We start from the raw sequence: 24,710 nt of genomic DNA on the forward strand, positions 1-24,710 counted from the left end.
GGTCGAGCCGGCGCCGGTGGTTTGGTTACGCCGTTGGTGCGGGGGTGGGGGTGGGGGCGAAGCCGACGGTGATCACCAGGTCGGCCATCCGGAGGGTCCGCCAGATCGCCGATCCGTCGGCCGGCGCACCCAGGCCGTGGCGCCGCCACCAGGCCGCCACCGACACATCGGCCAACTTGCACCAGCATTCGGCCCGGGTCCAGCGGGCCCAGAAGTCCGCCGTGCCGAACCGGCGGGCCAGCGCCGGGGGCACCGGGGCGTCGGCGCGCTCCGCGTCGACGGCCACCCGCCAGCCGGGCGCCGGTGGGCCGTACCAGCCGACGCACCGTCCATCGTCGAGGTGACTGCGGGTCACCGCGTCGGCCATCGCGGCCGGCGACCCGATGCGCAGATGCTGCTCGGCGGCGACGAGCAGCCCCGGCACCGGACGCGGCACGACCGCCCTGCCGTGCCGTGCTGGTCGCACCGGCAGGGGAACCGGCCGCAGGTCAGATGGCGGCGGCACCGTCCACCACGATGACCTGGCCGTTGATGTTGGTGTGCTCCCGCAGCAGCATCCGCACGACCGGTGTGACCTCCACCGGCTCGGTCAGGTGACCGGTCGGGGTGCGGCGCACGATCTGGTCGAGCTGGGTCGGACCGAGCACGGCGGACATCTCCGAGGCGAAGAACCCGGGCGCGACCGAGTTGACCAGCATCCGGCCGCCCAGTTCGCGGGCGAGCGAGCGGGTGGCGGCGTCCATGCCGCCCTTGGTGGCCGAGTACGCGACGAGGCCGGGGAAACCGCGCTGCCCGCAGATCGAGGTGATGTTGACGATCCGCCCGCGCAGCCCCTTGGCGAGCATCCGGCGGATCACCAGCCGGGTCAGCTGTAGCGGGGCCGTCAGGTTGGTCTCGATGATCCGGGCGATGTCGCCGGCGGCGGTGTGGGCGTGCAGGGAGTCCTGCCCCATGGCGGCGTTGTTGACGATGCCGTCGATCGGGCCGAGGCGCTGTTCCACCTCGCGGACGAAGCTCTGCGCGGCGCGCAGGTCGGTGACGTCCACGGAGCCGACGTGCAGCCGGTCGGGGTGCTCGGCGGCGAGCTTCTCCAACTCCGGGGTGATGGTGCGGGCGAACGCGGCCACGCGTACGCCCGCGTCGAGCAGGTCGGTGACGATGGCCAGGCCCAGGCCACGGGAACCGCCGGAGACGAGAACCACGGAGCTGGGCGGGACGAGCTGGGTGTCGGCTGGCTCAGACATCGCTCTTCAGGGTCTCCTTGACGGGAATGTCGGTCAGGACGCGAATGCGGCGCGGCACCGCGTGCTCAGGGAGCCGGTCGGCGCACCAGCGGACCAGCGCGGCCTCGTCCGGCACACCGGTGTCAGCGGCGGACGGGTCGGCAGCGGCGAGGACCACCTCGGCGACCACCATCCGCCCGAGCACCGGGGCGCGGCGGCCGGTCACCCGGGCCCAGGCCACCGCCGGATGACCGGTGAGTACGCCGCGGACCACACCGGCGGAGACTTTGCTGCCACCGACGTTGATCTCGTCCGAGTCCAGTCGGCCGGTGATCAGCACCCGGCCGTCGAGCACCTGCACCCGGTCCCCGGTGCGGATCGGGCCGGCGAGACCGGCGCCATGGTACGGGGAGGTGACCACCAGCTCGTCGTCGCGGATCGAGAGCGTCGGCCGGCCAGGGGTGTCCCGGTCCAGCCAGTCGACCGGGAACCCGGCCCGCCCGTCGTGCACCACAATGGACGCACCCGCCTCGGAGGACGCGTAGATCCAGGAGATCCGGGCGGTCGGGAAGACCTCCCGCAGCTGGTCCAGGATCGCCTGGTCCACTGGTTCCCCGCCGAGGGTGATCTGGCGCAGCGGCACCCGGGCCAGCGCCTCGGCGTCGCGGTAGAGGGTGCGCCGCCAGAAGGTCGGAGTGCCGGAGGCCGCGTCCACCCCATGGGTGGCTGCGACCGTGGGCCAGTCGTCCAACTCGTCGGGCTCGACCACCACCAGGTGCTGGCCGGGCTGGGTCAGCGACAGGGTGACGACCTGCCACCAGGCGTACGTGCCCGGTGCGTACGGGCAGAGCCAGGTCCGCTCAGGCTGGTCGGCCCGCACCGTGGTCAGCGTGTCGAGGGTGTGCCCGACCCGCTTCGGACGCCCGGTGGACCCCGAGGTCAGCAGCCAGAGCCGGCCGGGCTCGGCGGCTCGCGGCCGAACCGGTGCGCTCGGGTGGACGCCGTCGTCGTCGAGGACGCCGACGGTGAACCCGGCCGTCAGCAGCTCGGTGCGCATCACCGCGTCGACCCGACTCACGGTGCTGAGCAGCAGTTCGGTGCCGTGCGCGGCGTGCTGCCGCGCCGCGGTGAGCGCGTGCACGGCCGAGCGGGCGAGCACCGCCGCCGGGTCGGGCAGGGTGGGCGTCGGCAGCGAACGCCAGGTCAGCGCGGCGCCACCGACGACGAGCCGGTTGTCGGCACCGGCTGGCTCCGGGCCGGCGGGGGTCAGGTGGCGTGACGTCGCGACGGTCACTGGTGTTGAAGCTCGACGAGGAAGTCGAGGACGTCCCCGACGGTGGCGATGCGACGCAGCCCGGGGGCGTCGAAGTTGAGCTCCTCCCCCGTCTCGTCCTCCACCCGCAGGGCCAGCTCGGAGAAGTCGAGCGACCGGAAGCCGATCTCCCGCAACTGCGCCGCGTCGTCCGCGGGCAGCTCCTTGTCCTGATTCTTCAGCACCTGAGCCATGAGGTCGCGGATCTGCGCGCGACTCAATTCGTTCATGCGCCGCAGTCTACAACCCAACGAATGCATATCTGATTTCCCGGTAGGCCCGGGTAAGGTGCCGGAACCCGATGTGAACGGCTAGGAAAGCGAGACGCAGGTGCTGCGCGAAGCGACGACGGACGACGTTCATCTGATGTTGTCCTGGCGTAATCAGGAAACCAATCGGCAGGTCAGCAAGACCAGTCACGAGATCACCGCCGAGGAGCACGCCCGGTGGTGGTCGGCGGTCCGCGGCGACCCGTCGCGGCGAGTGCTGGTGTACGTCCGCGACGACCGGCCCTGCGGTGTGGTCACCTTCTTCGACCTGCGATTGGACGGCCCCCGTACCGGGGCGTGGGGCTTCTATCTCGACGCCGACGGGCTGGACGGGCGGGGCGAGACACTGCCGGCCTGGCTGGGGGTCATGCGGGAGGCCGTCGAGTACGCCTTCGACGGGCTGCACCTGGACCGACTCGATGGGGAGGTGCTCGGCCACAATACCGTCGTACGACAGATGAACCGGCGTTTCCGATTCGTCGAGGGAACCCCGCGACAGGAGCTGTCCGATGGCCGGGAAATCACCGTCATCCCGATTTCCCTGGCTCGGGCAGACCGCCGCCAACGCTGATTGCCGGACCCTTTTCCGCGATGGACAGGAAGCATTAATCGGCCGTGCTCCCGGTGGACATCCGCCGTTCACGAATAGCGGAGTCCACCGAAGCGCGGTGGGTCAGGCCCGCCGCCAGGCGGCCCAGTGCTGCTCCGGGTTGCCGCCGAGTCGGACGAAGCCGTACGCCGCGCCGTCCCAGTCGTCGACCTGCCCCGGTGCCCAGCGGGCGAACACGACCTGCGCCGCGGCCGGCGGCTGCCTGTCGCCGAACCACCGGACGTCGGCCCAGGTCACCTGGTGGCTGAGGTTGAACCGGAGGGTGTAGTGCACGTCGGTCGACGCCCACACCCGCTCGCCGGGGCGTACGCCGACGTCGGCCACCCGGGGCGTCGGCGCGGTGCTCGCGGCGGTCGGTAGCACGATTCGTTGGTCGATCACGTGCATCGTGACGAGGTTGACCACCACGACGGCGCCGAGGACGGGCAGCCGCAGGCGGGGCACCCGGACCGTGGCGACGAGCAGCACGCAGCCGGCGATGCCGACCAGCGACCCGACCACCGGTCTCAGCTCCCGCCAGCCCTCGGTCAACGCCGCCAGGTCCGGTGCGCTGAACCCGCCGTAGCGCAACCGGTGGCCCTGGCTGGCCACGTACGCGAGTCGGGCCGCGACCAGCGCGCCGCCACCGATCAGCAGCGCCACCGCGACCGCCGCCCGGCGCAGCACCACCCGCCAGCCGGCGGTGAACAGCACCCCCAGCCCGACCAGCAGCCAGAGCGGCGCCAGCATCTGCACGTAGCGGCCGTAGATCGCGTCCAGCGGCTTGCCGGTGATGCCGGACAGGATCACCGACGCGCCGCCGGCCACCCCGACGGTCACCACCAGCGCCACGCCCATCGTCCAGCGGGCCGCGTCGCCGTGCCGTGGGCGCCACAGCTCGCGCACCGCGCCGGCCCAGGCCACCCCGGCCATTCCGAACGTGATCACCACGAGGTACCAGAGCTGGGTGGTGACCGCGGCGCTCACCCGGACCATCCCCTGGGCGGAGGTGACCGCCTCGAACGTGCCGCCGCCGGGGGTGCTGCCGAGCAGGTAGACCTTGCCGCCGAGGTAGCGGATGGCGGCCTCGTTGACGAGCGCCATGGCGAGCACCGGCAGCATCGCCGCGAGCACCACAGGCGGGCTGATTCGGCGGCGGACGAACAGCAGCAGCACCAGCCCGGCGTGCACGGCCACGATCACCAGACCGCGGGAGTGCAGCAGGTGGAACCCGCCGACCAGCAGGCCCACGGTGGCGGCGGCGAGCGGGCCGGGCCGGGTGATCCAGCGGTGCACGGCGAGCAGCCAGGCGACGACAAGCGGCGCCATCACCGCGTCGATCATGGCGATGCCCGCGTAGAAGGCGGTGGCCGGCAGGGTCGCCGCCGCGACCGCGGCGAGCAGCGCGTACGAGCGGCGCAGCTGGAACAGGCGGCGACCGAACAGGTACGCCAGCGGCAGCAGCGTCGAATTCACCATCGCGTTGATCAGCTGGACGATCCGGTAGCTGTCGGTGAAGTCCCGGTCCCCGAGGAACGCCGGCGAGATCAGCATCGGGTAGCCGACCCGGCGCAGCAGGTCGTTCTCGCTGCTGAAGCCCCCCGGGCCGCCGGCCAACGCGCGGGCGGTGTTCAGGTAACTGTCCTCGTCGGTGTGCGCGATGGGCAGCACGATGTGCCGGGACCACCACATCCGCCAGGCCACGCTGAGCACCCAGCCGACGACCAGCAGCAGCGGCACCAGCCAACGTCGGGCGGCGGGGCCACTCGGTGTCTCGGCCACCACCACCGGCCGTTCGATCACGTCACTACCGGGTGCCATGAACGCCTCCAGAATTGCCGGCCGGACCGGCCCGCGCTGATCCGACAGGCCCGTCGACCGGCGTCGGTGACGCCCGGGGATGGCCCGCTCGCACGAGCCGGTGTGGATGTCGGGTGAACGTGGGACCCGGCTGCGCGCCGGGCCGCCGGGTCGTTCGCGCGGTCACTGTAGCGGCCCGATCCGGCCAGGTCAGCCCACATTCGGGGCGGTCGGAAGTGTTCGCCTACGCGGTGTTCGGCATTCACGGGAGCAGAGGTTGTGGTTCACCCGCGAGCGCCGGGGAGTTAACCCGCCATGGCTAGCGTGTCACCCCGGTCGGCCGGCCCAGGGCGGCTCGTTCATCCACGAACACGGGAGCACCACATTGAGTGAGTTGAATGGATCGTCCATTCTGATCACCGGGGGAACTGGTTCCTTCGGCAGGACGTTCCTCCGGCACATCCTCAACGAGGCCGACCCCGCCCGCGTGGTGGTGTTCTCCCGCGACGAGCTCAAGCAGTACGAGCTGCGCCAGCAACTCGGCGACGACCCGCGGCTGCGCTGGTTCATCGGCGACATCCGGGACCGGCACCGCCTCACCCGGGCCATGCACGGCGTCGACCACGTGGTGCACGCCGCCGCGCTGAAGCAGGTGGACACCGCGGAATACAACCCCTCGGAGTACATCGCCACCAACATCACCGGCTCGCAGCACGTCGTCGACGCGGCGATCGAGGCCGGCGTCAGGAAGGTCATCGCGCTCTCCACCGACAAGGCGTCCAGCCCGATCAACCTGTACGGCGCGACGAAGCTGGTCGGCGACAAGCTGTTCGTCTCGGCCAACCACTACGCCGCCCAGCACCCCACCCGGTTCGCCGTGGTGCGCTACGGCAACGTGGTGGGCAGCCGCGGCTCGGTGGTCCCGCTGTTCCGCCGGCTGGCCGCCGAGGGCAAGAGCCTGCCGATCACCGACAAGCGGATGACCCGCTTCTGGATCACCCTGGACCAGGCCGTGCAGTTCGTCATGGACTCGTTCGACCAGATGCAGGGCGGCGAACTGTTCGTGCCGCGTATCCCGAGCATGCGCATCCTCGACCTGGTCGAGGCCGTGGCCCCGGACGCCACCACCCACGAGGTCGGAATCCGGCCGGGCGAAAAGCTGCACGAGGAGATGATCGCGCCCGACGACAGCCGGCGGACGCTGCGCGCCGACGGCCGGTTCATCGTCCAGCCCACCATCGCCACCTGGGGCTACCAGCCGCCGGCCGACTGCGACCCGGTGCCGGACGGCTTCGCCTACCAGTCCGACACCAACGACGAGTGGCTCACCGTCGAGCAGTTGCGCGACATGCTCGGCATCAACGGATGACGGGGATGCTCCCGTACGGCCGGCAGTCGATCAGCGAGGACGACATCGCGGCCGTCGCCGACGTGCTGCGCGGCGACTGGCTCACCACCGGTCCGCAGGTCGACGCCTTCGAGGCCGACCTCGCCCGGTGGACCGGCGGAGTCGGTGTCGCCGCCGTCTCCAACGGCACCGCGGCGCTGCACGTGGCGTACGCGGCGGCCGGGGTGGGGCCGGGCGACGAGGTGGTCGTTTCGCCGATGACCTTCGTGGCGACCGCCAGCAGCGCAGTCGCCCTCGGCGCGAAGATCGTCTTTGCCGATGTCGACGACGAGACGTTCTGCCTCGACCCGGCGGCGGCCGCCGCCGCGGTCACCTCGCGGACGGCTGTCGTCGCCGCTGTCGACTATGCCGGCCACCCCGCCGACTACGACGCGCTGCGCAAGTCGGTCGACGGCAGCGACGCGCTGCTGCTCGCCGACGCGGCGCACTCGATCGGCGGGACGTACCGAGGTCGGCCGGTCGGTTCGCTCGCCGACCTGACCACGTTCTCGTTCTTCCCCACGAAGAACCTGACCACCGCCGAGGGTGGCGCCGTCGCGGCGCTGGACCCGGAGATCCTGAAGCGGGCCCGCCGGTTCCGCGGCGTCGGCGTGGTCCGCGACCGCGACGACCTGCGTTTCCCGGACGAGGGCGGCTGGCACCAGGAGGTGCACGAGTTCGGGCTGAACTACCGACTGCCGGACGTGCTCTGTGCCCTGGGCCGCAGCCAACTGCGTCGGCTCGGCGCGTTCACCGCCCGCCGCAGCGCCCTGGTCGCCCGCTACGACGAGGCGCTGGCCGACCTGGACGGCGTGCTGCCGCCCAACCGCAGGTCGTGGGCCGACCCGGCCTGGCACCTCTACCCGATCCGGGTGCTCGACGGGCGTCGCCGCGAGGTGTACGACCGGATGCGCGCCGCCGGCATCGGCGTCCAGGTCAACTACGTCCCGGTGCACTGGCACCCGGCCTTCGCCGACCTGGGCTACCGGCGCGGGTCCTGCCCGGTGGCCGAGTCGTTCTACTCCCAGCAGCTGTCGCTGCCGCTGTACCCGGGGCTCAGCGACGCCGACCAGGACCGCGTCATCGACGCGCTGACCGCCGCGGTGCGGGGCAGCTCGGTGCGTTCCGCCGCCTGATGGGAACCTGATGCACCACGCCAACCACTTCTACGGCCACGCCCACGTGCTGGCCCGCTACGCGGGCCTCGGCGACCGGCACCCACCCCGGATCAGCGGGTACGTGCAGCACGGCTGGAACATCGGTGACGGCCTGGCCCCCGGCCACCCGTACGCCGACCGCACCCCCAGCCTGCTCTGGTCGGAGCAGACCCGCCGTCGGGCCTGGTCGGTGGGGCGACGCAACGTGGTCGTCATCGGCGCGCCGTTCGTCTACCTGCAGGCTCTGCGCCCCGACGAACCACCGGCCGAGGAGCGGGAGGGCACCATCTGGTACCCGTTCCACGGCTGGGAGGGACAACACGTCAAGGGCGACCACCGCAAACTGATCGCCCTCATCCAGGACACCGAGCCCGGCCCGGTCACGGTCTGCCTCTACTGGCACGAGTACCGGATGCGCAACGTGCGCCGGCTCTACGAGCGCGCCGGGTTCCGGGTGATCTGCCACGGCTACCGGGGACACTGGTGGAAGGACACCGACCCCGAGTTCCTCGACCGGCAGCTCACCGAGCTGCGCCGTCACCGCCGAGTGGCGTCCAACCGGCTGACCAGCGCGATCTTCTACGGCATCGCGGCGGGGTGCGAGCCCGCGGTCTACGGCGACCCGATGATCCTGTCCAACGAGGACCCGACCTTCGGCGGCACCGCCCGGATCCGACGGCAGTGGCCGCAGCTGCACGGCACCAGTGTCGACCTGCCCACCGCGGTCGAGATCGCCCGCGCCGAGCTGGGCACCGACCACCGCTGCACGCCGGCCGAGCTCCGCGAGCTGCTCGGTTGGGCGCACCTCCAGGAGGAAGAGGAAGACCGTGACGACTGAGACGGCACCCGCCGACCGGATCACCCTGCCGGGCGGCGAGATGCTGGCCTGGTCGGACCTGCCGCAGGAACGGCTGGCCAACGGTGGGCCGCTCGCCGCGCTGGCCGCCCGGTTGGTGCCGCCCGGCGCCCGCGTCCTGGTGGCCGGTCCACACGACCCGGCGCTGCTCGACCAGCTCACCCACGCCGAGGTGACCTGCCTGCTGCGCAGCCACCCGGACGCGGTGGCGCTGGCGCACCGGGCCGCCCGGGTGGTGGTGGGTGGCCCGGCCGGGCTGCCCGACGACGAGACGTACGACGTGGTGATCGCCGCTGCCGGGCTGGACCCGGTGGAGTCGGTGGAGGGCACCCGGCTCGGCTGGGACGGTGTGCTGGCACGACTCGTCGCCGCGGTGCGACCGGGTGGCGCGTTGCTGCTGCGCCTGGACAACCCCCTGGGCCTGCACCGGCTGGTCGACACCACCCCCTGGTACGCCCGCCGCGACAACTCCGCCTGGGTGATCGGCGGCGTGCTGGACCGGGCCCACCCGGCCAACCGGGACCAACTGCGCGAGCGGCTCGACGCTGCGGGGCTGCGGCCGGCCGCGTGCTGGGCCGCGTACCCCGGTGTCAGCACCCCGACGGCGCTGCTGGACGCCGACCACCTCGACCGGGACGAGGGCTCCGGCCTGTTCGACGCGGTGCTGCACGGCGCCTGCGCCGGAGGTTTCACCAGCGCCATGGTGCTCCAGGACCCGGCCCGGCTCGCGGTGGACGCGCTGCACGCCGGGCGCGCCGCCGACCTCGCACCGGGCTGGTTGACGCTCGCCCACCGGCCCGCCGACCCCACGGACCCGACCACGCCGGCCGTCGAGGCGGACCTGCCGGTGGCCCTCGTGCAGACCGGTAGCCCCGGGATCGGCGTGCTGGAGGTGCTGCAGGGCCCCTCCGGTCGGCGCTGGGGGCTCATCCCGGCCACCGAAGCGACGACGCCGGCCGTCGCGCCGTTCGCCAGCCGCGAGGCCGCGTACCGGGACGCCGACGCGCTGTCCGGACCGGTGCCGTCCGGCCGGCTGCTGCGTACCCTGCTGCTCGACGCGGCCCTGCGCCGCGACCTGGCCACCCTGCGCGCGCTGCTGCGCGGGTACGCGGGCTGGCTCGCCGACCAGGCCGACGCCGACGGCCGGATCGCCGGCGCGGCGGCGCTGGCCGCCACCGACAACGTGGTGGTCGACGGCGAGCGGTACGCGGTGCTCGACCCCAGCTGGCGGGCCACCGCCGCGCTGCCCGCCGACGTGGTGCTCGCCCGCGGGCTGTGGCGCTTCGCCGCGGGCCTGCTCACCGGCGGGTACGCCCACCCGTGGTCGTCCACTCTCGACGTCGCGGGCCTGACCGTGGTGCTCGGCGGACTCGCCGGTCACGACCTCGACCGCGCGACCGTCAGCGACGCGGTCGAGGCCGAGGCGGCCATCGCCGCAGCACTGCACGGGCTGGACGCCGACGGCAGGGTCGGCCTCGCCACCGAGCTGCACGCCGTCGCGCCGACCGACCCGCCGGTGGGCGGGCACAGCTACCAGCAGCTACGCGAGGCGTGGCTGCGCCAGCGCGAGGAACTCACCCGGTTGGCGGCGCTGACCGCGTGGACCGAGGAGTTGCTCACCTCGCGGGAACGGGCGCTGCGCCGGGCCGAGACGACGATCGGCCTGCTCAGCGGGTCGCTCAGCTACCGGGTGGGTCGGCTCGCCATCACCCCGGCCCGGCTGGCCAAGCGGGGTGCCCGCGCCGCCAAACGTCGGGCCACCGCGGTGCTGGCCTCCAAGCAGGCGGAGCAGCAGTGACCGGCGTACCGGTGCCCGGGGTCCCCGCGGACGACGCGGGGCCACGGATCGTCGGCATCGTGCAGGCGCGGATGGGTTCGTCCCGGCTGCCCGGCAAGGTGCTCCGCCCGCTCGCCGGACGCTCCGTGCTGGGCCGGGTCGTACGCGCCGCCTCCGACAGCGGCGTCCTGGCCGACCTGGTGGTCGCCACCAGCACCGACGCGGTCGACGACGCGGTGGCCGCCGAGTGCGCGCGGCTCGACGTGCCGTGCCACCGCGGGCCGGTCGACGACGTGCTGGACCGGTTCGTGGGCGCCCTCGCGGCGCACCCGGGCGACGCCGTCATGCGGTTCACCGCCGACTGCCCCCTGCTCGACCCGGAGATCATCACCCTGGTCGCGTCGGTGTACCGGGCGGTCCCCGGGCTGGACTACGCCAGCACGTCGATCGCCCGGACCCTGCCCCGGGGGCTGGACGTCGAGATCATCCGAGCGGAGACGCTGCGCACCCTGGGCCGGCTCGCCACCGACCACCACCGGGTGCACGTGACCTCGTACGCGTACACCCATCCGGAGCTGTTCCGGGTGCTCGGGGTGACGCTCACCCCGGACCGCTCCGCGCTGCGGCTCACCCTCGACACCGAGCAGGACTGGACGCTGGTCAGCGCGATCATCGACCACTTCGGTGACGTCAGCGTGCCGCTGGCCAAGCTCGCCGACTGGCTCGACGGTCAGCCCCGGCTGCGGGCGCTCAACGCCGACGTACGACAGAAGCACCTGGAGGAGTCCTGAGCACCCCGAGGGTCGGGTTGCGCTGCGACGCCGGGCCACGGCGCGGCGTCGGCCACCTCGTCCGCTGCCTGGCGCTCGCCGAGGAGTTCCTCGCGCGGGGCGCCGACGTCACCGTGTTCGGCACCGTCGAACGGCTCGACTGGGCAACCGCTGAGCTGGCCGCGCGGGGCATCCCGCTGCTCCCCGGCCCGGACTCGGCTGCCGAACTGGTCGAGGTGGCCCGCCGACACCACCTGGACGTGTTCGTCCTCGACTCCTACGAACTGGACCCGGCCGGAGCCGGCGCCCTGCGCGCCGCCGGCGTCTACACCCTCGCCATCATCGACGGCGACAGCCGGGGCCAGGTCGCGGACCTCTACCTCGACCAGAACTTCGGAGCGGAGCTGCCGGCGCTGGGGTCAGGTTTCGGGGCGGACCTGCCGGCGCTGAGGTCCGGGCCGGACCGGCCGGGGCTGAGGTCCGCGCCGGAGCTGCCAGGGCTGGAGTCGGGGCCGGAGCTGCCAGGGCTGGAGTCCGGGCCGGAGCTGGGGTCGGGTCTTGGGGCGGAGCTGCCCGGCCGGCTTCTCGCCGGGAGCGGGTACGCGCTGCTGCGCGACACCGTGATCAACGCCCGGCCACCGGTCGCCCCGCCTGCCACGGCGGTCAGCCGCCCCCGGGTGCTGGCCTTCTTCGGCGGCACCGACGCGGTCGGCGCGGCGCCGCTCCTGACCCGGGTGCTGGTGGCCACCGGTCATCCGATGGACCTCACGGTCATCGTCGGGCGACCCGAGATCGAGGCGGAGGTCGACGATGTCGCCCCCGGTCGGGGGCAGACCATCCGACCGGTCCCGCCCACCACCTCGCTGCCGGCACTGATCACCGAAGCGGACCTGGTGGTCAGCGCCGCCGGCACGTCCACCTGGGAACTCTGCTGCCTCGGCGCACCCGGCGCACTTGTCTGCGTGGTCGACAACCAACGTGAGTCGTACACCCGGGTGGTGCGGCACGGCCTGGCCGCCGGCCTCGGCGAGCTGCCGGAGCTGACCGCCGGTGGCGTCGCCGGACGAGCCGCCCGCGCGACGGCGGCACGGACCCTGCACGGGCTGCTCAGCTCGCCGCAGCGGCGCGCGACGCTGGCCGCGCGCGCCTGGTCCACCGTCGACGGGCAGGGCCGGGCACGGGTGGTGGACGCGGTGTTCGACGCCGTACGCGCCGCCACCGTCCCCGGCTGACCGCGGCAGATCAAGGTCACGCTCGATCCTGGATGTAGTCCCCTCCAAGGCGCGGGAGGCCACTACATCCAGGATCGAGCACGATCTTGCCGAGTGGCAACGAGCCGGCACCGTTCGCGCTAGCACGGGTGTACTAAAGTGCTGCTAGGGTGGCCGTATGACGCAGGCCGCCTACCAGCCGTCGATGCTCGACCTGGCCGACGCCGGGCCGACCCTGGGGCCGCTGCCCGGCCAGATCCGCCGGCACCAGCTCAGCCGGGGCGCCTGGGTCGACCACCTCCCCGGCTGGGTGCGCGGCTCCGACACGGTCCTCGACGCCCTGCTCACCGAGGTGCCCTGGCGTGCCGAACGGCGCACCATGTATGACGCCGAGGTCGACGTGCCCCGACTGCTCTGCTGGTACGACGGCGCGAGGCAGCTCCCCCACCCCGTGCTCACCGCCGCGCGGGCCGCGCTCACCGCGCACTACGCGCCCGAGTTGGGCGAGCCCTTCGTCACCGCCGGCATGTGCCTCTACCGGTCCGGGCGCGACAGCGTGGCCTGGCACGGCGACACCATCGGCCGATCGGCGCACACCGACACGATCGTCGCGATCGTGTCGTTCGGTGCACCGCGACCGCTGCTGCTGCGCCCACGCGGCGGCGGCGAGAGCCTGCGCTTCCCGGTGGGCCACGGTGACCTGATCGTGATGGGCGGCTCCTGCCAACGCACCTGGGAGCACGCCATCCCCAAGACCACCCGCCCCGTGGGCCCTCGGGTGAGCGTCCAGTTCCGCCCCCACAACGTCGCCTGACTGTGGGCCCGCTCTAGGACGGCATCAGACGTTCGAGGCGGCGGCGGACCTCCTCCGCTGCGGGGTCGCCCACGTCCTCATAGATCCGCGCGGCCAGGCGCCAAGCGGCAGCGGCAGCGTTCCGGTCACCCATCCCTTCCCGGGTGTCTCCGAGTCGGATGAGGGTCTCCGCCTCGTGATACCGGTCCGCGGAGTCGCGAAAGAGCTTGATCGCCTGCTCGTAGCAGTTGGCCGCGCGGTCGCGTTCACCGAGGCGGTCGTATGCGAAGCCGAGGCTGTCCAGCGTCGCGGCCTGACCGTTGCGGTCGTCGGTCCGTCGTTGCTGGTCGAGGGCCTCGGTGCAGCTGGCGATGGCCTGGACATAGTCACCGGTGGTGGCGAGCAGCCAACCGATCGCGTTGAGCGTCCGGGCTTCGCCCGCGTGATTGCCGACCAGCCGGTAGAGCCGCAGCGCCTCGCGACCGTGTGCGAGCGCCTCGTCGAGCCGGCCGTCCAGGTAGCAGAGTTCGCAGTAGTTGTGCAGCGTCTGAGCCTGGCCGATCGGGTCGCCGAGACGTTCGTGCAGATCAAGCGCGCGCCTGAGCCGCTGCTCGGCAGTGGTGTGGTCGCCCAGTCGGGTCAGCGCGCGAGAGACCAGCCGGTTGGCGACGGCCTGACCCGCGAAGTCGTCGATCTTCTCTGCGGCACCCAACGCGACCTCTTGGATGGCGAGCTGGTCCTGCCAGAGGCCGCGCGGCGCCACAAAGGTCGTCAGCGCCCACGCGATCTGCCAGGCGTACGTCTCGAAGCCGTTCTCGGCGGCCTGTCGGACCACCCGGACCAGCACTCGATGCTCCGCCGTGAACCAGGCGAGCGCGCCGTCGTGATCGGTCACCGACCGCCTGGCGGGTACGGGCAGCGGCGGCATCGGCTCGATCGGGGGCCACTGCGGCTGGAGTAGCCGGGCGGCCGGATAGGCGGCGTGCAGGTAGTGGTCGTACAGGCGCTGTCGGGCTGCGACGTGTTCGTCGCCGCGCTCCGACGACTGTGCGAGCTCGGCCGCGTAGGCGCGCAGAAGATCGTGGAAGGCGAACCGGCCGGGCGCGTGCTCCGCCAGCAGGTGGAGCCGGGTCAGTTCCCGCAGGATCGGCGTAACGGCCGTGGCCGACACACCGGCGAGAGCCGACGCCGCCGCGGCGGTCAGGTCCGGGCCCGGATGCAGCCCCAGCAGAGTGAACAGCCGGGCGGCGTCCACCCCCAGGGCCAGGAACGACCACGAGAAGACGCGCCGGACGTCGCCGTCGGCCAAGGCGTCCAGCCTCGCCTCGGCCGAGTGCAGTTCGGCGGCGATAGCGCTGAGCGGAAACGTGGGATGGGTCGCGACACGCGCCGCCACTATCGACAGTGCCAGTGGAAGCCGGCCTGCGGCCTCGATGATGTCGGCCACCGCCACCGACTCGGAGGCGAGCCGGCTGACCCCGACACGTCTGGCGAGCAGACTCCTCGACTCGTCCGCCGTGAGCACGTCCAGTGTCAACGGCGTGGCACACTCGGCGGCGATCAGGCCGCCGAGCCGGTCACGGCTGGTGACCACGACCATGCAGCGGCCCGCACCGGGCAGCAGGGCGCGCACCTGGGCGGAGTCGCGAGCGTTGTCGAGCACCAGGAGCATCCGGCGGGAGGCCAGCAGGCTGCGGTAGAGACCAGTCCGGGCCTCCATGTCGGAGGGTATCCGGGCGTGGGGCACGCCGAGCGCCTCGAGGAAGCCGGACAGGGCGTCGGGCGGGGACACCGCGCCAGCTTCGTCGTAACCGCGAAGGTTCACATAGAGCTGGCCGTCCGGGAAGCGGTCGGCAACCCGGTGCGCCCAGTGCAACGCCAGGGCCGTCTTGCCGACTCCGGCCATGCCGGACACCACAGAGATCGCCCCGCTCGTCGACCCCTCAGCCCCGCGATGCAGAAGCCCGTCGAGGCCCGCCAGCTCGACGCTGCGTCCGACGAACTCCGGCACCGCACGCGGCAGTTGCTCGGGGCGCTGGATGAGCGGCCCGACTGCCGTCTCCGGCGCCCGCCGGTCCGGCCCCGTTGGCGGTTGCGTCGTCAGGCCCGGGCGGTGATGCAGAATGTCGTCGTACAGCGTGACGAGCTCGGGCGCGGGATCGAGGCCGGTCTCCTCCGCCAGCGTCTGTCGGGCCTGCCGGAAAGCATCCAGTGCGCCGGCCACGTCGCCGATGCGGTACAGGCCCACCATCAGCTGGCCCCACGCCCGCTGCCGCAACGGATGCCGGTCGAGCAGGCCACGCAACCGGTGCACGACGTCGGCCGACGCGCCGAGGGCCAGCACGGCCTCGGCGTAGTCCTCCTCGACGAGCAGCCGGCGCTCCTCCAACTGCGCCACCCGCCGAGCCAGCGTCGAGCGCAGCGGCAGGTCGGACAGCGGCGCACCACGCCACAGGCGCACCGCGGCGGAGAGTTCGGCCTCGGCCCGGTCCAGATCGGCAACGGCGAGCGCCTCGCGGCCCCGCGCCGCCGCGGCGTCGAACAGGTCCAGGTCCCGTTCGTCTGGGCCCACCCGCAGCAGGTAGCCGCCGGCCGCAGCGGTTATCCCATCCCAGGTCGTCCCACCGCCCAGCGACCGCCGCAGCCCGCGCACGTAGGTGCGCAGATTCGCGGCAGCCGACGCCGGTTCTTCGTCGCCCCACAGCATCGCGGCCAGCTCGTTGGTGCCGACGACCTCATTCGGGCGCAGCAGCAGGGTGGCCAGCAGGAGACGCTGCTTCACCGAGCCCAGTGGAACCGACCGGCCGTCGCGGTACACCCGGAACGGGCCAAGGAGTTCGAAACGCAACCAGGCACCTCACGTGTGGGCGCTGCCATGTGCCGCCACGCGTACCGCACCCGGACAAGCGGGCGAGCAGATGAGCTGTGCGTGAGTTGTGCGGCGGTTGTACCGGCCCCACCGTACCTTCTTCATGGGGGGACCGGGAGCGGTGAGGACGGTTCTACCGTCCTCACCGTCTCATCCAAGAGCACCAATCGCCAGGCCTGGTTGCACGACGATGGCGCGAGGCCAAACGGGGACCGTCTGTCCACACCTGGCGCGAGGCTAGAGGAGGCCGGCCAGTTTGTAGAGGACCAGGGAGCCGGCTACCGCGACGTTCAGGCTGTGGCCGTGGCCGACCATGGGAATCTCCACCGCCGCGTCCAGTTGGTCGAGCGCCTCGGGCGGGATGCCGGTCGCCTCGTGGCCCAGCAGCACCACGGTACGGCCCCGAGCGGCGGGCAGATCACCGAGCCGGACGGCCTCGTCGGCCAGTTCCACGCCGAGGACCCGGGTGCCGGCGGCCCGTTCGGCGGCCAGCCATTGCAGCGGACTGCCGACCCGGTGGACGCAGCCCGGCCGCCGCAGCGTGTTGCCCCGGGCCACGGCCTCGTCCACCCAGCGGAACGGTGGCACGGCGAGGCAGGCGCCGACCGCGTCGCACGTACGCAACAGGGTGCCCAGGTTCGCGCCGTGCATCGGCCAGAGTGGCGCGGCGATCAGGTGACCCCAACAGCGGTGTGGCCGGGGACGGCGGGCGGCGCGTAGCTCACGCCTCGGCCGGACCCGGATGGCGGCGCTCACGCCGCGCCGGCGACTCCGCCGGACAGAGAAGAAATCATGTTGAGGGGCGCTTCGCGGTGCACCCGGACCCTCACCGACAACAGAGGGCACCACCATACCGCGCAGGCGGACGCTCCACCCCGCAGGTGCCGGACCGTCCCCGGGGGACGGTCCGGCAGCGCGGGTGGGGTCAGTCGCGTTCGATCAGGTGGCCTACCACCGTCGGGCCGAGCATCACCGCGAAGCCGCTGCCGTCGCGGCGTGGGTCCGCGGCGGGCAGTTCCACCGGGTCGCCGGTGGCGGACGCTCCGACCGGTCGCGGGCCCACCCAGGCGACGGCCACGTCCGTCTCACCCTTGAGGAAGCGGTGCGCGCGCACGCCGCCGGTCGCCCGGCCCTTCGCCGGGTACGCCTTGAACGGCGTCACCTTGACCGTCGCTCCGGTGGAGGTGACCACCATCGGCTCGCCATGCCCCGGGTCGTCGGTGCGTACCGCGCCGAAGAACGCGACCCGCGCCCGGGCCGGCAGGTTGATGCCGGCCATACCGCCGCCCTTGAGGCCCTGCGGCCGGACCAACCCTGCGGGGAAGCGCAACAGCGACGCCTCCGAGGTGACGAAGGTCAGCGTTTCGGTGCCGTCGGTCAGCCAGGTCGCCCCGACCACCTCGTCACCGTCGCGCAGACCGATCACCTCGAACTCGTCGGAGCGCACCGGCCACTCCGGCGAGCAGATCTTCACCGCGCCCTGCCGGGTGCCCAATGCGAGCCCTGGTGAGCCCTCCGCCTGCCCGCCCAGCGGGGCCAGGCCGACGACGGTCTCCCCCGCCGCCAACGGCACCAGCTCGGCCGCGGACATACCGCCACGCAGTGACACGGTGCCCGCCTGCTCGGGCAGCACCGGCAGCGGCAGAACGTCGACCTTGAACGCCCGACCGGCGCTGGTCAACAGCAGCACCCGACCGCGGGCGGTGGAGTGCGCGATGGCGCGTACCGTGTCGTGCTTGACCCGGCCGTTGCGTCGGCGCCCCTCGGAGCTCTCCTCCGACTCGGCAGCGGTCCGGGCGACCAGCCCGGTCGCGGAGAGGATCACCTGGCACGGGTCGTCGGCGACCTCCAGCGGGCCGGCCGGCGCGGACGCGGCCAGCACCTCCTTCAGGTCACCGTCGACAAGCGTCGTACGACGTTCGGTGCTGAACTGCTTGACCACGGCCGCCAGCTCGTCGGAGACCACCTTCCGGAGCACACGCTCGTCGTCGAGGATCTTGCTCAGCTCGGCGATCTCGGAACGCAGCCGCTCCTGCTCGGCCTCCAGCTCGATCCGGTCGAACTTGGTCAGCCGGCGCAACGGAGTGTCCAGGATGTACGTGGCCTGGATGTCGGAGAGGCCGAACCGGCTCATCAGCCCGTCCTTCGCGGCCTGCGCGTCGTCGCTGCCCCGGATCAGCCGGACCACCTCGTCGATGTCCAGCAGCGCGATCAGCAGACCGTCGACCAGGTGCAACCGCTCCTGACGCTTGCGCCGACGGTACGAGGTGCGCCGGGTGACCACCTCGTACCGGTGGGCCAGGAAGACCTCCAGCAGCGCCTTGAGGCCCAGCGTGCGCGGCTGCCCGTCGACCAGGACCAGGTTGTTGACGCCGAACGACTGCTCCAACGGGGTCAGCCGGTAGAGGTCGGCGAGCAGCGCCTGCGGGTTGACCCCGACCTTGCACTCGACGACGAGCCGCGTGCCGCTCTCCCGGTCGGTGAGGTCCTTGACGTCGGCGATGCCGGTGAGCCGCTTGGTCTTGGTGACCTCGTTGGTGATCGCGGCGATGACCTTCTCCGCGCCGACACCATAGGGCAGCTCGACCACGGTGATCGCCTGTCGGCCCCGGCTGCCCTCGATCGGTCCGATCTCCACCTTGCCGCGCATCCGCACCACGCCACGCCCGGTCTCGTACGCCCGGCGCACCTCGTCCAGGCCGAGCAGCACCCCACCCGTGGGCAGGTCGGGGCCGGGGACGAACTCCATGAGCTTGTCCAGAGTGGCGTCCGGGTGGTTGATCAACCAGCGGGCCGCGGAGACGACCTCCGCCAGGTTGTGCGGGATCATGTTGGTGGCCATTCCGACCGCGATCCCGGACGCGCCGTTGACCAGCAGGTTGGGGAAGGCCGCCGGCAGCACGGTCGGCTGGGTCAGCGACCCGTCGTAGTTGGGCTCGACGTCGACGGTGTCCTCGCCCAGCTCACCGACGAGCAGCATGGCCTCGCGGGACATCCGCGCTTCGGTGTAACGCGAGGCGGCCGGGCCGTCGTCGGGGCTGCCGAAGTTGCCGTGCCCGTCGATGAGCGGCACGTTGAGGGAGAAGTCCTGGGCGAGGCGGACCATGGCGTCGTAGATCGCCGTGTCGCCGTGTGGATGGTACTTACCCATGCAGTTGTGAACGACATAACCCTCGGCGACGAACGCGTGCTCATCACTGCCGACCTGGATGTCGTACGTGACGTCGGGCGAAACCGCCTCAACCGAAGTGACCCGCAGGAACGAACTGCCGACCAACGCGTCGAGCCGAGCAGCGAGCGGTGAGCCAAGGCGGCGGAGTTTCTGGATCCAGCCGTCTCGTACCGCTCGCTCCAACTGGAACGACCGGTCCGCGAGCGGGACGCCATTGCGGTCCTTGCCGTACCGCACCTTCGGGCCACCGCTCGCCGAGAGCGAGTCACGGAACGCCTGCCCGTCCTGGTCCCGGAACCACCCGCCGCCCTGATGCGCTGCCGTGAACTCCGCGATGACCGGACCGTAGGGCAACCGGTCGTTGCCCTGCTTGCCGCTGTACTCGTAGCCGATCTCGGCGACTCGCTGCAAGCCGTCGTGCTTGTATCCGATCCGCACCCAGGGCAACAACAACCGAGCAAGGTCTGCGGCGTCCCGACCGCTGACCGAAAGACCAAAGAGCGGGTTACCCGCGGAGGCGCGACCGCTGGTCCAGTGGTGCCCGTGCAGCCCCAGGTCGGCAAGCATGGCGTAGATCTGCCGCACCAGCACCTCGCTCGTGCTGACGAAGACGATCTCTCTGAAGCGCTTACGGACGTAGCCGTCACCGTCAAAGAAGCCGGCGAGGAACGGCGCCCACGCCGACCGGTCCCGGATGACGTCGTCGGGCACGTGCTTGTCGCGGCTGAGCGGCTGTGCGGCCTCCAGCAACCCTTTGTGCCGAGCGAAGGTCAGAATGTGCTGGTCGCGATGGAGGGGATTACGCGCCTCGCGCTTACCTCGGGAGACGTTCAATCCACTGGCGATGGCCCAGCCGTGAGCGACATCCAGCGGCTCGACGTCACACATGCGGATCCGGACCCGGCCGTCCGCTTCGGGAGACCGATGGGCAGGGAAGCCCTCAGCCACCAGCAGCCCGCGCACATAGTCGTAGACGTCGCCAGCAGGCGTCGACACCGCATTGCGGCGACTGCCGTACGCCAATGCCAGTCGCCCCGGGAGATCCCGGGCCTCCGCCCACCGAACCGAAAGGTCATCGGCGACCACGCGGAAGCGCTGGCCCGGCGTGACGAGCATCGTGTGCCCGTTGCTCCAGGTTACGCGCACGAGTTCGGAGGTCGGATTCCGATAAACAGCAGTCACCGGTACGGAGGCTCCGTCACCGTCCAGCACGAGGTCCCCGACCTCGATCTCCTCAATGGCCCGCAAACCGTCGGGCGTCGAGACGAGTGTGCCGGCAACGAAGCAGTCGCCGACGATGCGGGCGGACTTCACGTGCCCGCGGTCGGGGCGGTAGCCCTGCTCGTACATCGACCAGAGGATGCGCCGGTGCACGGGCTTGAGGCCGTCGCGGGCGTCGGGCAGGGCGCGGGAGTGGATGACCGAGAACGCGTACTCCAGGTAGGAGTCGGAGACCTCGGTGACCAGTGGGTTGTCGAACACCCGCGCGCCGGCCTGGTCGAACGAGGAGAGGTCGACCTTGTTTTCCTTACGGCGTGCCATGACTCAGCTCTCCATCGGAACGGAACGGGCGCTCATGCGTCGATCGCATCCCGGTCGACGCGGTCGGCGGAGTCGATGAGCCAGTTGCGACGCGGCTCGACCTTCTCGCCCATCAGCAGTTCGAGGATGCGTTCGGCGGCGTCGACGTCGTCGAGGGTGATCCGGCGGACGGCCCGGGTGGCCGGGTTCATCGTGGTGTCCCACAGCTCGTCGGCGTCCATCTCACCGAGACCCTTGAACCGTGGGATGGGCGTGACGATCTGCTTGCCGGCCTTCTCCAGCTTGCGGACCGTCGTCTCCATCTCGGCCTGGGTGTAGGTGTAGACGGTCTGCGGGCTGCGCCCCTTGGTGGTGATCTTGTGCAGGGGCGGCATCGCGGCGTAGAGCCGACCGGCCTCGATCAGCGGTCGCATGTACCGGGCGAACAGGGTGATCAGCAGCGTACGGATGTGGGCGCCGTCCACGTCGGCGTCGGCCATGATCAGCACACGGCCGTAGCGCAGCGCGGAGAGGTCGAAGGTGCGCCCCGAGCCGGCGCCGAGGACCTGCACGATGGCCGCGCACTCGGCATTGTCCAGAACCTGCTGGAGGTTGGCCTTCTGCACATTGAGGATCTTGCCGCGGATCGGCAGCAGCGCCTGGTATTCCGAGGAACGGGCCATCCGGCTCGTACCCAGCGCGCTGTCACCCTCGACGATGAACAGCTCGCTGCGATCGATGCCGGTGGCCCGGCAGTCGACCAGCTTCGGCGGCATGGACGCGCCCTCCAGGGCGGTCTTGCGCCGGGCGGCGTCCTTCTGTTGCTTCTGGGTGAGTCGCACCCGGGCGGCGTCGACGATCTTCTGCAGGACGGTGCGCGCCTCGGCCTTGGTGCGCCGGTCCTCAAGCCAGGCCTTGATGTGCGCGTCGACCAGGGACTGGAGAACCTTGGTGATGCCGGTGGTGGAGAGCTCGTCCTTGGTCTGCGAGGTGAACTGCGGCTCGGGGATCCGCACGTGCACCACCGCCGTCATCCCCTCCAGGACGTCGTCCAGGGTGGGAGGCTCCTCCTTGGCCTTGAGCAGACCGCGGGTGTTGCGGATCGCGTCGGCGAGCGCGCGGACGAGGGCCCGCTCGAAACCCTTGCGGTGGGTGCCGCCGTGCGCGTTGCGGATGGTGTTGGTGAAGCATTCGACGGTGCGCTCGTAACCGGTGCCCCACCGGAACGCCACCTCGACCTCGGCGCGCCGCTGCACGTTGGACTGCATGACGCCGTTGGCGTCGGCGGCGTTCTCCCGGTAGGTGCCCTCGCCGTTGACCAGCAGGGTGCCAGAGACGGGCCGGTCTCCGGCCGGGGCGAGGAACTCCACCATGTCACTGAGCCCGTTGGGGTAGTGGAACCGCTCCTCGGCGGGCGCCTCGCCGGTCAGGTCGCGCAGCAGGTAGGTCACGCCGGGGACCAGGAACGCGGTGTTGCGCAGCTTCATCCGGACGGCGTCGACGTCGAGCGCGGCGCCGGTCTCGAAGTAGCGGGCGTCGTGCCACCAGCGGATCGAGGTGCCGGTGCGCTGGCCGCGCTTCATCCCGCCGGTCACCTGGAGCCCGGGGCCGGCGGTGAACGGGGCGTCCGGCCCGTCGCCGTCGAAGATGCCCGGGACGCCGTGCCGGAACGACATCGCGTGGATCTTGCCGGCCCGGCGGACGGTCACGTCGAAGCGGCGGGACAGCGCGTTGACCGCCGATGCGCCGACGCCGTGCAGACCGCCGGAGGTCTTGTAGCCGGAGCCGCCGAACTTGCCGCCGGCGTGCAGCCGGGTCAGCACCAGCTCGACGCCGGAGATGCCGGACTTGGCGTGCACGTCGGTGGGGATGCCGCGGCCGTCGTCGTCGACCTGCACCGAGCCGTCGGCGTGCAGGATCACCTCGACGTGGCTGGCGTGACCGGCGACACCCTCGTCGGTGGAGTTGTCGAGGATCTCGTTGACGAGGTGACCCACGCCACGGCTGTCGGTGGAACCGATGTACATGCCGGGCCGCTTGCGGACAGCGTCCAGCCCCTCAAGGTGGGTGAGGTCATCGGCCCCGTACAGGGTGTCAGGCTCTGCGGTCAACTGGTCGTACTCCCCGGTCTCGGCGGTGTGCTGCCGGTCACCGGCGACATCAGCCGGCGTGGCGCGCCGCAGCGAGCCTAGCCCGAGGCTAGGACAACCACCGGAGGACCTACGCGACCCGCCGCGCGTGGCCCTCCGGACGTGAGCCAACGAACAGCCGCCGAGTGATCATGGGGCCACACAGAGACACCGCCACCGGTACGCCCACCCATGATCGCGGCCGGTTGAGCGCGGGGGGCACGCCGGTTCGGGTCGAGGAGTTCGTCGAGGCGGCCGAGGTGGACGAGACGCGCTGCGGCGTTCCCTCGGCATGCCGGCCCGACGGTGGCTGTTGGTGGGCACCCTGGCGGCGGGGCTGCTGGCCGCCGGGGCGCTGGTCGCGGCGGTGGATCCCGCCGACCGCTAGCCCGTCATGCCTACGGGCGCATGTCTTTCGTCGAACGAATCTGTTACGGGCCATTGACGCCCATCGCGGCGAGGTGATCTGATCGCGCCCTCAGAGAATCTTTCATCTTTCGATGGTTGGGGGCCCCATGCCCAGGTTCCGGCGTACCGCGCTCGCCGCGGGACTAACGATCGCCATGGCCGCGTTGTCGACCGCCGTCGCGCTGCCCGCACCCGCGTCCGCCGCGTTGCCCACCGCCGCGGTGGCACTCGGGGACAGCTTCATCAGTGGCGAGGGCGCCGGGGCGTACACCCCTGTCGTCGACGTCAACGGAGTCAGCCAGGGCTTCCCCGGTTGGACCGCGGCGAACAACAACGCGTTCTTCTGCCACCGCTCGGCGAACGCCTCGCTCAACCAGGCCAACCTGCCGGGCATCCAGAACCGGTTCAACCTGGCCTGCTCCGGTGGTCAGCCCCACGACATCGCCAACGCCTCCCAGGCGCGGACCAACGGTCGTACCGTCGCCTCGCAGTTGAGTCAGCTGCGCGCCGTCGCGCAGACCCAGGACATCGACCTGGTGCTGGTCGGCCTCGGTTCCAACAACAGCTCGTTCACCTTCGGCAGCGTCGCGGAGAAGTGCGCCAACCGGTTCATCGCCGACGCCTGGACCGGCTGGTGGGAGTTCTGGGCGTACCTGAACGGGCCGGTGGAGCAGAAGCCGTGCAGCGACGCCGACCTGGCCACCGCCGCGCAGCTCAGCGCCGCGACCGCGGAGACCACCGCGGCCGTACGCCAGATCCTGACCACCCTCGACCAGGTGGACGCGGACGGGCAGCACCGGGTGGTTTTCCAGGACTACACGAACCCGCTGCCGCTGGATCTGAACCCGCAGTTCCACGAGGAGGACAGCCGGGACGACACCCGGGACAAGTTCCGTGACCTGGGTGCCGAGCGGTACGCGGGCGGTTGCCCGATCCACCGGGCCAGCCTGGCGCCGGGGCACCGCTTCTCCCAGGGTCTGGGCAGCATCGTGAAGTCCACCCGGGACACTCTGGCCGCCGAGTTCCCCGCGGACGAGCTGGTGTACCTGAACGTGCAGCAGGCCTTCAACGGCGCCCGGCTCTGCGAGCAGACCAGCAGCCCGAGCGGCTCGCTGGCCACTCCGATCCGGCTTCAGGACGGCGCGACCGGCACCTTCGTCACCAGCCTCGCCGGCAAGGACAAGATCGCCATCCAGCGCATCGCCAACACCTGCGTGACCTACTTCCAGACCTGCCAGGAGTCGTGGCACCCGAACGCCACCGGGCACCAGGTCCTCGGCCAGTGCCTGAGCGGCGCGGCCTCCACCAGCGCCCGTTCGGTCGCCTGCGTGCGGGCCAGCAACGGGGCGATCTCGGTCTCCTGACCGCAGCGTCCTTCGGAGGGCTCCGCCATTCGGCGGGGCCCTCCGTCGCGTCCGTCGAGCGCGCCCACTGCTGCCGTGGACCCGACGGCCTGCTGCTACCCGC

18 protein-coding genes and 2 pseudogenes are annotated in these 24,710 nt (G+C 71.8%); 9 read left to right on the forward strand and 11 right to left on the reverse strand.

Annotated features, from left to right (window positions below; all coding sequences use genetic code 11):
- Nucleotides 1–25: 25 nt before the first annotated feature.
- Genes DLJ58_RS12945 through DLJ58_RS12960 form a run of 4 tightly spaced genes read right to left on the reverse strand, consistent with a single transcriptional unit; the run spans nucleotide 26 to nucleotide 2,765 of the window.
- Complete coding sequence (locus DLJ58_RS12945) at nucleotides 26–436, reverse strand: hypothetical protein (RefSeq protein WP_244218922.1); 411 nt, start codon at nucleotides 434–436, stop codon at nucleotides 26–28.
- 52 nt (nucleotides 437–488) lie between these two features.
- The gene (locus DLJ58_RS12950) at nucleotides 489–1,244 is read right to left on the reverse strand and encodes an SDR family NAD(P)-dependent oxidoreductase (RefSeq protein WP_124856161.1); all 756 of its coding nucleotides are present in this window, start codon (nucleotides 1,242–1,244) and stop codon (nucleotides 489–491) included.
- Complete coding sequence (locus DLJ58_RS12955; protein WP_124856163.1) at nucleotides 1,237–2,517, reverse strand: AMP-binding protein; 1,281 nt, start codon at nucleotides 2,515–2,517, stop codon at nucleotides 1,237–1,239. Before DLJ58_RS12955 ends, DLJ58_RS12950 begins: the two co-directional genes overlap by 8 nt.
- Nucleotides 2,514–2,765, reverse strand: a complete 252-nt coding sequence (locus DLJ58_RS12960) for an acyl carrier protein (RefSeq protein ID WP_091401397.1) — start codon at nucleotides 2,763–2,765, stop codon at nucleotides 2,514–2,516. The genes DLJ58_RS12955 and DLJ58_RS12960 overlap by 4 nt, the downstream gene beginning before the upstream one ends.
- A gap of 100 nt (nucleotides 2,766–2,865) precedes the next feature.
- Here DLJ58_RS12960 and DLJ58_RS12965 point away from each other — a divergent pair, with 100 nt between their 5' ends.
- Nucleotides 2,866–3,375, forward strand: a complete 510-nt coding sequence (locus DLJ58_RS12965; protein ID WP_124856165.1) for a GNAT family N-acetyltransferase — start codon at nucleotides 2,866–2,868, stop codon at nucleotides 3,373–3,375.
- A gap of 102 nt (nucleotides 3,376–3,477) precedes the next feature.
- On the opposite strand, the gene DLJ58_RS12970 is transcribed toward DLJ58_RS12965, so the two are convergent.
- Entirely contained in the window at nucleotides 3,478–5,214 is a 1,737-nt protein-coding gene (locus tag DLJ58_RS12970) for a hypothetical protein (protein ID WP_124856167.1), read from the reverse strand.
- Nucleotides 5,215–5,578: 364 nt separating this feature from the next.
- Between DLJ58_RS12970 and pseB the strand changes: the two genes are divergently transcribed.
- The 7 genes from pseB (at nucleotide 5,579) to DLJ58_RS13005 (ending at nucleotide 13,165) form a co-directional block, all read left to right on the forward strand.
- Nucleotides 5,579–6,562 (forward strand): UDP-N-acetylglucosamine 4,6-dehydratase (inverting), encoded by a 984-nt coding sequence (pseB, locus tag DLJ58_RS12975; protein WP_124856169.1) that lies wholly within the window; start codon nucleotides 5,579–5,581, stop codon nucleotides 6,560–6,562.
- A complete protein-coding gene (locus DLJ58_RS12980; protein ID WP_124856171.1) occupies nucleotides 6,559–7,716 on the forward strand; it encodes a DegT/DnrJ/EryC1/StrS family aminotransferase in 1,158 nt (385 codons plus the stop codon). The genes pseB and DLJ58_RS12980 overlap by 4 nt, the downstream gene beginning before the upstream one ends.
- A gap of 10 nt (nucleotides 7,717–7,726) precedes the next feature.
- Nucleotides 7,727–8,575 (forward strand): hypothetical protein, encoded by an 849-nt coding sequence (locus DLJ58_RS12985; RefSeq protein WP_124856173.1) that lies wholly within the window; start codon nucleotides 7,727–7,729, stop codon nucleotides 8,573–8,575.
- Complete coding sequence (locus DLJ58_RS12990; RefSeq protein ID WP_124856175.1) at nucleotides 8,565–10,391, forward strand: class I SAM-dependent methyltransferase; 1,827 nt, start codon at nucleotides 8,565–8,567, stop codon at nucleotides 10,389–10,391. The genes DLJ58_RS12985 and DLJ58_RS12990 overlap by 11 nt, the downstream gene beginning before the upstream one ends.
- Nucleotides 10,388–11,161 (forward strand): cytidylyltransferase domain-containing protein, encoded by a 774-nt coding sequence (locus DLJ58_RS12995; protein WP_279635866.1) that lies wholly within the window; start codon nucleotides 10,388–10,390, stop codon nucleotides 11,159–11,161. Before DLJ58_RS12990 ends, DLJ58_RS12995 begins: the two co-directional genes overlap by 4 nt.
- On the forward strand, nucleotides 11,158–12,372 hold the full coding sequence (locus DLJ58_RS13000; RefSeq protein ID WP_124856177.1) for a PseG/SpsG family protein: 1,215 nt from the start codon (nucleotides 11,158–11,160) through the stop codon (nucleotides 12,370–12,372). The genes DLJ58_RS12995 and DLJ58_RS13000 overlap by 4 nt, the downstream gene beginning before the upstream one ends.
- A gap of 157 nt (nucleotides 12,373–12,529) precedes the next feature.
- Nucleotides 12,530–13,165, forward strand: coding sequence for an alpha-ketoglutarate-dependent dioxygenase AlkB (locus DLJ58_RS13005; protein WP_124856179.1), 636 nt, complete (start codon nucleotides 12,530–12,532; stop codon nucleotides 13,163–13,165).
- A 13-nt stretch (nucleotides 13,166–13,178) separates the two neighbouring features.
- On the opposite strand, the gene DLJ58_RS13010 is transcribed toward DLJ58_RS13005, so the two are convergent.
- From DLJ58_RS13010 to DLJ58_RS13025, 6 genes and pseudogenes are all read right to left on the reverse strand, one after another.
- A complete protein-coding gene (locus DLJ58_RS13010; RefSeq protein WP_124856181.1) occupies nucleotides 13,179–15,992 on the reverse strand; it encodes an AfsR/SARP family transcriptional regulator in 2,814 nt (937 codons plus the stop codon).
- A 258-nt stretch (nucleotides 15,993–16,250) separates the two neighbouring features.
- The gene (locus DLJ58_RS13015) at nucleotides 16,251–16,769 is read right to left on the reverse strand and encodes a TrmH family RNA methyltransferase (RefSeq protein WP_244218923.1); all 519 of its coding nucleotides are present in this window, start codon (nucleotides 16,767–16,769) and stop codon (nucleotides 16,251–16,253) included.
- 169 nt (nucleotides 16,770–16,938) lie between these two features.
- Nucleotides 16,939–19,623, reverse strand: a complete 2,685-nt coding sequence (locus DLJ58_RS35025) for a DNA topoisomerase (ATP-hydrolyzing) (protein ID WP_425271311.1) — start codon at nucleotides 19,621–19,623, stop codon at nucleotides 16,939–16,941.
- A gap of 48 nt (nucleotides 19,624–19,671) precedes the next feature.
- Nucleotides 19,672–20,433 (reverse strand): annotated as a pseudogene (locus tag DLJ58_RS35030) (LAGLIDADG family homing endonuclease); the annotation flags it as partial.
- Between the two features lie 36 nt (nucleotides 20,434–20,469).
- Nucleotides 20,470–20,727 (reverse strand): annotated as a pseudogene (locus DLJ58_RS35035) (DNA gyrase subunit A); the annotation flags it as partial.
- A 32-nt stretch (nucleotides 20,728–20,759) separates the two neighbouring features.
- The gene (locus tag DLJ58_RS13025) at nucleotides 20,760–22,817 is read right to left on the reverse strand and encodes a DNA gyrase/topoisomerase IV subunit B (protein WP_124856187.1); all 2,058 of its coding nucleotides are present in this window, start codon (nucleotides 22,815–22,817) and stop codon (nucleotides 20,760–20,762) included.
- A 533-nt stretch (nucleotides 22,818–23,350) separates the two neighbouring features.
- On the opposite strand from DLJ58_RS13025, the gene DLJ58_RS13030 reads away from it, so the two are divergent.
- Entirely contained in the window at nucleotides 23,351–24,607 is a 1,257-nt protein-coding gene (locus tag DLJ58_RS13030; protein WP_124856189.1) for an SGNH/GDSL hydrolase family protein, read from the forward strand.
- Nucleotides 24,608–24,710 lie beyond the last annotated feature (103 nt).

Origin of the sequence: Micromonospora arida (assembly GCF_003857035.1) — a bacterium.
Taxonomy (GTDB): Bacteria; Actinomycetota; Actinomycetes; order Mycobacteriales; family Micromonosporaceae; genus Micromonospora; species Micromonospora arida.

What these genes read in the sequence shown, in the direction of transcription:
- DLJ58_RS13030 (WP_124856189.1), top strand. Translation starts at nt 23,351, where the DNA reads ATGCCCAGGTTCCGGCGTACCGCGCTCGCCGCGGGACTAACGATCGCC.
- DLJ58_RS12980 (WP_124856171.1), top strand. Translation starts at nt 6,559, where the DNA reads ATGACGGGGATGCTCCCGTACGGCCGGCAGTCGATCAGCGAGGACGAC.
- DLJ58_RS12985 (WP_124856173.1), top strand. Translation starts at nt 7,727, where the DNA reads ATGCACCACGCCAACCACTTCTACGGCCACGCCCACGTGCTGGCCCGC.
- DLJ58_RS12950 (WP_124856161.1), bottom strand. Translation starts at nt 1,244, where the DNA reads ATGTCTGAGCCAGCCGACACCCAGCTCGTCCCGCCCAGCTCCGTGGTT.
- DLJ58_RS12970 (WP_124856167.1), bottom strand. Translation starts at nt 5,214, where the DNA reads ATGGCACCCGGTAGTGACGTGATCGAACGGCCGGTGGTGGTGGCCGAG.
- DLJ58_RS13005 (WP_124856179.1), top strand. Translation starts at nt 12,530, where the DNA reads ATGACGCAGGCCGCCTACCAGCCGTCGATGCTCGACCTGGCCGACGCC.
- DLJ58_RS12960 (WP_091401397.1), bottom strand. Translation starts at nt 2,765, where the DNA reads ATGAACGAATTGAGTCGCGCGCAGATCCGCGACCTCATGGCTCAGGTG.